This window comes from Mesorhizobium sp. M7A.F.Ca.US.014.04.1.1 (assembly GCF_003998745.1).
Classification (GTDB): Bacteria; Pseudomonadota; Alphaproteobacteria; order Rhizobiales; family Rhizobiaceae; genus Mesorhizobium; species Mesorhizobium ciceri.
The window spans coordinates 1-4,780 of record NZ_RZRW01000445.1 but is presented as its reverse complement, the minus strand read 5'-3'; the positions used below and the strand labels follow the sequence as shown (position 1 = coordinate 4,780).

Annotated in this window: 5 protein-coding genes and 1 pseudogene; 2 read left to right on the top strand and 4 right to left on the bottom strand. The window is 65.5% G+C overall.

Going from position 1 to position 4,780, the window contains the following annotated elements:
• Positions 1 to 258 (top strand): annotated as a pseudogene (locus tag EOA22_RS24560) (hypothetical protein); the annotation flags it as partial.
• Here EOA22_RS24560 and EOA22_RS24555 read toward each other — a convergent pair.
• The 4 genes from EOA22_RS24555 to EOA22_RS24540 all read right to left on the bottom strand — a co-directional run bounded on the left by EOA22_RS24555 (position 255) and on the right by EOA22_RS24540 (position 3,853).
• Positions 255 to 497: a hypothetical protein gene (locus EOA22_RS24555; protein WP_013531069.1), complete on the bottom strand. Its 243-nt coding sequence runs from the start codon at positions 495 to 497 to the stop codon at positions 255 to 257. The pseudogene EOA22_RS24560 and the gene EOA22_RS24555 sit on opposite strands and share 4 nt — an antisense overlap.
• Before the next feature lie 131 nt (positions 498 to 628).
• Positions 629 to 1,846 carry an ABC transporter permease gene (locus EOA22_RS24550; protein WP_127390272.1) on the bottom strand — a complete coding sequence of 406 codons (1,218 nt, stop codon included), beginning with the start codon at positions 1,844 to 1,846 and terminating at the stop codon, positions 629 to 631.
• Positions 1,843 to 2,556, bottom strand: a complete 714-nt coding sequence (locus tag EOA22_RS24545; RefSeq protein ID WP_127390271.1) for an ABC transporter ATP-binding protein — start codon at positions 2,554 to 2,556, stop codon at positions 1,843 to 1,845. The genes EOA22_RS24550 and EOA22_RS24545 overlap by 4 nt, the downstream gene beginning before the upstream one ends.
• A gap of 4 nt (positions 2,557 to 2,560) precedes the next feature.
• Positions 2,561 to 3,853 carry an efflux RND transporter periplasmic adaptor subunit gene (locus EOA22_RS24540; protein ID WP_063168253.1) on the bottom strand — a complete coding sequence of 431 codons (1,293 nt, stop codon included), beginning with the start codon at positions 3,851 to 3,853 and terminating at the stop codon, positions 2,561 to 2,563.
• Between the two features lie 101 nt (positions 3,854 to 3,954).
• On the opposite strand from EOA22_RS24540, the gene EOA22_RS24535 reads away from it, so the two are divergent.
• Positions 3,955 to 4,780 (top strand): PhzF family phenazine biosynthesis protein (locus tag EOA22_RS24535; protein ID WP_164755789.1); only part of this gene is annotated, 826 nt, incomplete at its 3' end.

The window sequence follows — 4,780 nt, the reverse complement described above, 5'->3', positions numbered from 1 at the left end:
GGTCTTGACCTGTCAGCCGCGGAACGCGGCAAACGCTACCACGCCATGTCGACCAACAGCGGCACGGTGATCTTCCGCCGCTACCACGCGGCGGCGCCCGCCGACGAGATCGCCCAGCGCATCTCAGCCTTCGTCGCCACCGAAACCGAGCCGGAGATCGACGGGCCAGTGATCATCCGCCATGCCGCCGACCTGCCGGTCGGCCTGTCACCGCACATGAAGCCGCTGATCGAGTGGCATTTCGCAAACGGGAGTTAAGGGCGCGTCTTGTTCTGTGCCGCGTTGCGATCGTTGCGGGCGGCGACGAGGAACAGGATGAAGCCGATGCCGAGCAAACCGCCCATCGCCATTCCCATGGTCTGGCCGACGACTGCCTGAAAATCGGCTGTGACGCGATCGGGATTGGCCATGCCGAAGCGGGCGAGATACCACCAGATGCCTGCAAGGAAGGCCTCGATGACGACCATCGTCAGGATCAGTCGTGCCTTCTTGCTCATTGGCTATTCCTCCACCCAAGCGTGAATTGCCCTAGCATCATGAACGGCGCGGCGACAGTGGCGGGTAGGGTGGAAACGTCTAAGGCTGTGCAAAACCGGTCTGAGCGCCGGCCGCGTTTCGGCCGGTTGCCCTATTCGTGCCTAAGTGCGTCGATCGGGTCGAGCCTGGCGCCGCGCAGCGCCGGGAAGAAGCCGAACACCATGCCGATCAGGGCGGAAAAGCCGACGGCGAGCAGGATCACCGCCGGGCTCGGCGCAAACGGGATGGTCAGCGTCACAGCGGCGAGGCCGGCCAGCGCCAGCGCGATCAGGATGCCGATAATGCCGCCGAGCAGCGACAGCACCGTCGCCTCGACCAGGAACTGGATGAGGATGTGCTTTTCATGCGCGCCGATGGCGAGCCTGATGCCGATCTCGCGGGTGCGTTCGGTGACCGACACCAGCATGATGTTCATGATGCCGATGCCGCCGACCAGCAGGCTGACGCCGGCGACGGCGCCCAGCATGCCGGTCATGGTGGTGGTGGCGCTGGCCATGGCGTCGGCGATCTGGGTCATGTCGCGGATGGCGAAATCGCTTTCACGATCGGGCGTGATGCGTCTGGCGTCGCGCAGAATGTCCTCGACGCGCGGCTGCAACTCGCTGGTCGGCGTGCGGTCATCGGCGGCGATGTAGATGTTGTCGATGTCGCGGTTGCCGGCGATGCGGCGCTGGTAGGCGTGCAGCGGCATCAGCACGACATTGTCCTGATCCTGACCGAAGCCGGTATAGCCCTTGGGCTCGAGCAGGCCGATGATCTTGCAGGAGGTGCGGTTGACGCGGATGATCTCGCCCTCGGGATCGCCAGCGCCGAAGAATTGTTGGCGCACCGTCTCGCCGATCAGGCACACGCCTGTGCCCGAGCGGGTTTCGGAATCGCTGAACGGGCGGCCCGACACCAGTTTCCAGTCGCGCGCATCGAGATAGGCGCTGTCGGTGCCGGTGACGCCCGAGGTCAGGCTCTCGGTGCCGAAGATGACCCGGACCTGCTTTTGCGAAGCCGGCGAAATGGCGCGGGCGCCAGTCAGATGCGCAACCAGCGCCGCCAGCTCCTTTTCGGCCAGCGGACGCACCACCTGGTCGAGCCCGCCCGGGCCACCGGGACCGGCCGGGCGACCGGAGCGGACGACCAGCAGATTGCTGCCGAGCTTGGAGATGTCGGCCTTGACCTTCTGCGTGGTGCCCGACCCGATGGTGAGCATGGCAATGACGGCGGCAACGCCGATGACGATGCCGAGCAAGGTCAGGAACGAGCGCAGCACGTTGCGGCGGATCGAGCGCAGCGACAGGCGGACGGTTTCCCAGATCATGGTTGTGCGATCTCCAGCTTCCTGGAATCGGAGGCGACGTGGCCGTCGAGGAAGCGGATGGTGCGTTCGGCATAGTCGGCGACGTCGGCCTCGTGGGTGACCATGGCGATGGTCAGGCCAAGCTCCTTGTTGAGCCGCGTCAGCAACTCCATGATCTCGTGCGTGCGGGCGGTGTCGAGGTTGCCGGTCGGCTCGTCGGCGACGAGCAGCGTCGGGCGCGTGACGATGGCGCGCGCGATCGCCACGCGCTGCTGCTGGCCGCCGGACAGTTCGGCCGGCGTGTGGTGCTCGCGGCCGACAAGGCCGACCTCCGCCAGGGCCTGCATGGCAAGGTCGCGGCGCTCGCGGGCGGCCACGCCGCGATAGATCAGCGGCAGTTCGACATTTTCGGCCGCCGTGGTGCGGGCCAGCAGATTGTAACCCTGGAAGACGAAGCCGACATAGAGGTTGCGCAGCATGGCGCGGCGGTTGCGGTGGCGGCGGCCGGCGTCGATGCTCATGAAGGAATAGGTTCCGGCCGTCGGCGTGTCGAGGCAGCCGATGATGTTCATCGCCGTCGACTTGCCGGAGCCGGACGGCCCCATGATGGCGACGAATTCGCCACGCCGGATGGCAAGATCGACGCCGGCCAGCGCATGCACCTTGGCCTCGCCCTGGCCATAGCTCTTCCAGACCTTGTCGAAGGTGATGAGGGCAGCACCGGCAGCCACGGTATCAGCTCCGCTGCTGCGACGCGGTGATGACCTGTGCGCCTTCGTCGAGGCCAGAAATGATCTCGGTCAGTTCGCCGTCGGTCGAGCCGATCTTGACGTTGACCGGGTGCGGACGCCCGTTCTCCAGCACATAGAGCGTGCGCGAGCCGTCGGTGGGCACTGTGGCGGCCTGGCGCTGGCGGTTGCCGCCGGGGCGGCCCATGCGGCCGGTGAACAGGTCGCTGAGGCTCCAGCCGCGTGCGGCCTGCTGGACCGGGCGAAAGCGGAAGGCGGTGGCCGGCACGGTGAGCACGTCCTTGGCCTGCTTGGTGACGACCGAAACGGTGGCGGTCATGCCGGGCCGCAGCAGCAGCTCGTTGTTGTCGACCTCGAGCCGCGCATTGTAGGTGACGACGCCGTCGGTGGTGACCGAGGCATAGGAGATGTCGCGGATCTCGGCATCGAACGGCCGCTCGGGGAAGGCATCGACGGTGAAGCGGGCATGCTGGCCGGATTTGACCGCACCGATGTCGGCCTCGTCGACCGCCGCCACCAGTTCCATGTTCCTGAGATCGGCGGCGATGATGAACAGCACCGGCGCCTGCAGCGAGGAGGCGACCGTCTGGCCGGGATCGACCGAGCGCGTCAAAACGATGCCGTCGATCGGCGCATAGATTGTGCTCTTGGCAAGGTCGGTCTGCTGCGCCTTGAGGTCGGCCTGGGCGATGGCGAGGTTGGCCTGCGCACTGTCGAGAGCTGCCTTGGAACGGTCGCGCGTGGCGGTTGCCGCTTCAAGCGACTGGTCGGTCGCCATGCCGCGCCTGGTCAGTTCGGCGGCGCGCACCAGCGCCTTCTCGTTTTCGGCCAGCGTAACCGTGGCGTCCTCGACATTGGCGGCGGCGGCCTTGGCCGAAGCTTCGGCGCGCTCGATCTGGACTTCGAGTTTCACCGTGTCGAGTGTCGCCAGCACGTCACCCTTCTTGACCTGCTGGTTCTCCTCGGCCGAGACCGAGCGGATGATGCCGGACAGTTCGCTTGAAATATCGACCTGGGTGAGTGGCTGCAACGTGCCGGTCGCCGACACCGCGACGGTGAGGTCGGCCTTGGCGGCAGGCACTGTGGTGTAGTCAATCCTGGCCGGCGAGCCCGCATACCATTGATAGAGGCCAAGCGCGGCGGCGAGCACGATCAGCGCCAGCAACGCATAGAGCCACCCACGACGGCGCGATCTGCGCCGGCCTGTCTGGTCGAGCCCAAGCGCCGTCTCGATGGCGGAATCCGATTCCGTCTTTGGCAGATTGACAATCTGGTCCACGCTGGACCCCTATAATGCGCAATGTCCCTATCTGTGCACAGATCAGGCTTACCGGTTCAAATATCAAATTAAATTTCGCCCATGTTGGGATTGAGGCAGGAATGAAAACCCGGAATTACTTGCTTTACGATGTGTTTACGACCGAGCGACTGGCCGGCAATCCTTTGGCCGTCGTGCTCGACAGCAAGGGATTGGACACGGCCGCGATGCAGGCCATCGCGCGCGAATTCAACCTGTCCGAATCGGTGTTCGTCCTGCCGCCGGCCAATCCCAAGCACAAAAACCGCATCCGCATCTTCACGCCCGACTATGAAATGCCGTTCGCCGGCCATCCGACGGTCGGCGCCGCGATCGCGCTGGCCGAACTGGCGGAAGAGGGCGGCGCCGGCATCTTCGTGCTGGAGGAAAACATCGGTCCGGTGCGGTGCGCCGTCAGCAAGCATGACGGCAACACTTTTGCCGAGTTCGACCTGGCCAAGCTGCCGGAGCCGCTGAAGCTCGATGCCGATCCGGAGGCGATCGGTGCCGCGCTTGGGTTGACGCCGCATGAGATCGGCTTCGAGAATCACCGCGTCGCGTTCTGGTCGGCGGGCGTGCCCTATGTCACCATCCCGGTTGCCAATCTCGAGGCGGCGGGTCGCATCCGGCTGGACAACCAGGCCTGGTCGGAACTGGCGCCGCGCAAGAGCGAATGGGCCTTCGCCAGCCCCTATGTCTACTGCCGCGAGACGGTGAACCACGAAAGCGCCTTCCATGTGCGCATGATCGTGCCTGGCACGCCTTCCTATGAGGATCCGGCGACCGGCTCGGCGGCAGCCGCCTTTGCCGGCGCCATCATGCATTTCGACGCGCCGACCGATGGCATTTCACAGCTGTGGATCGAGCAGGGGCTGGAGATGGGCCGGCCATCGCGCATCTGCCTCGAAC

Excerpts from the sequence above, each read along its gene's own strand:
- EOA22_RS24555 (WP_013531069.1), bottom strand. The coding sequence starts at position 497 with ATGAGCAAGAAGGCACGACTGATCCTGACGATGGTCGTCATCGAGGCC.
- EOA22_RS24550 (WP_127390272.1), bottom strand. The coding sequence starts at position 1,846 with ATGATCTGGGAAACCGTCCGCCTGTCGCTGCGCTCGATCCGCCGCAAC.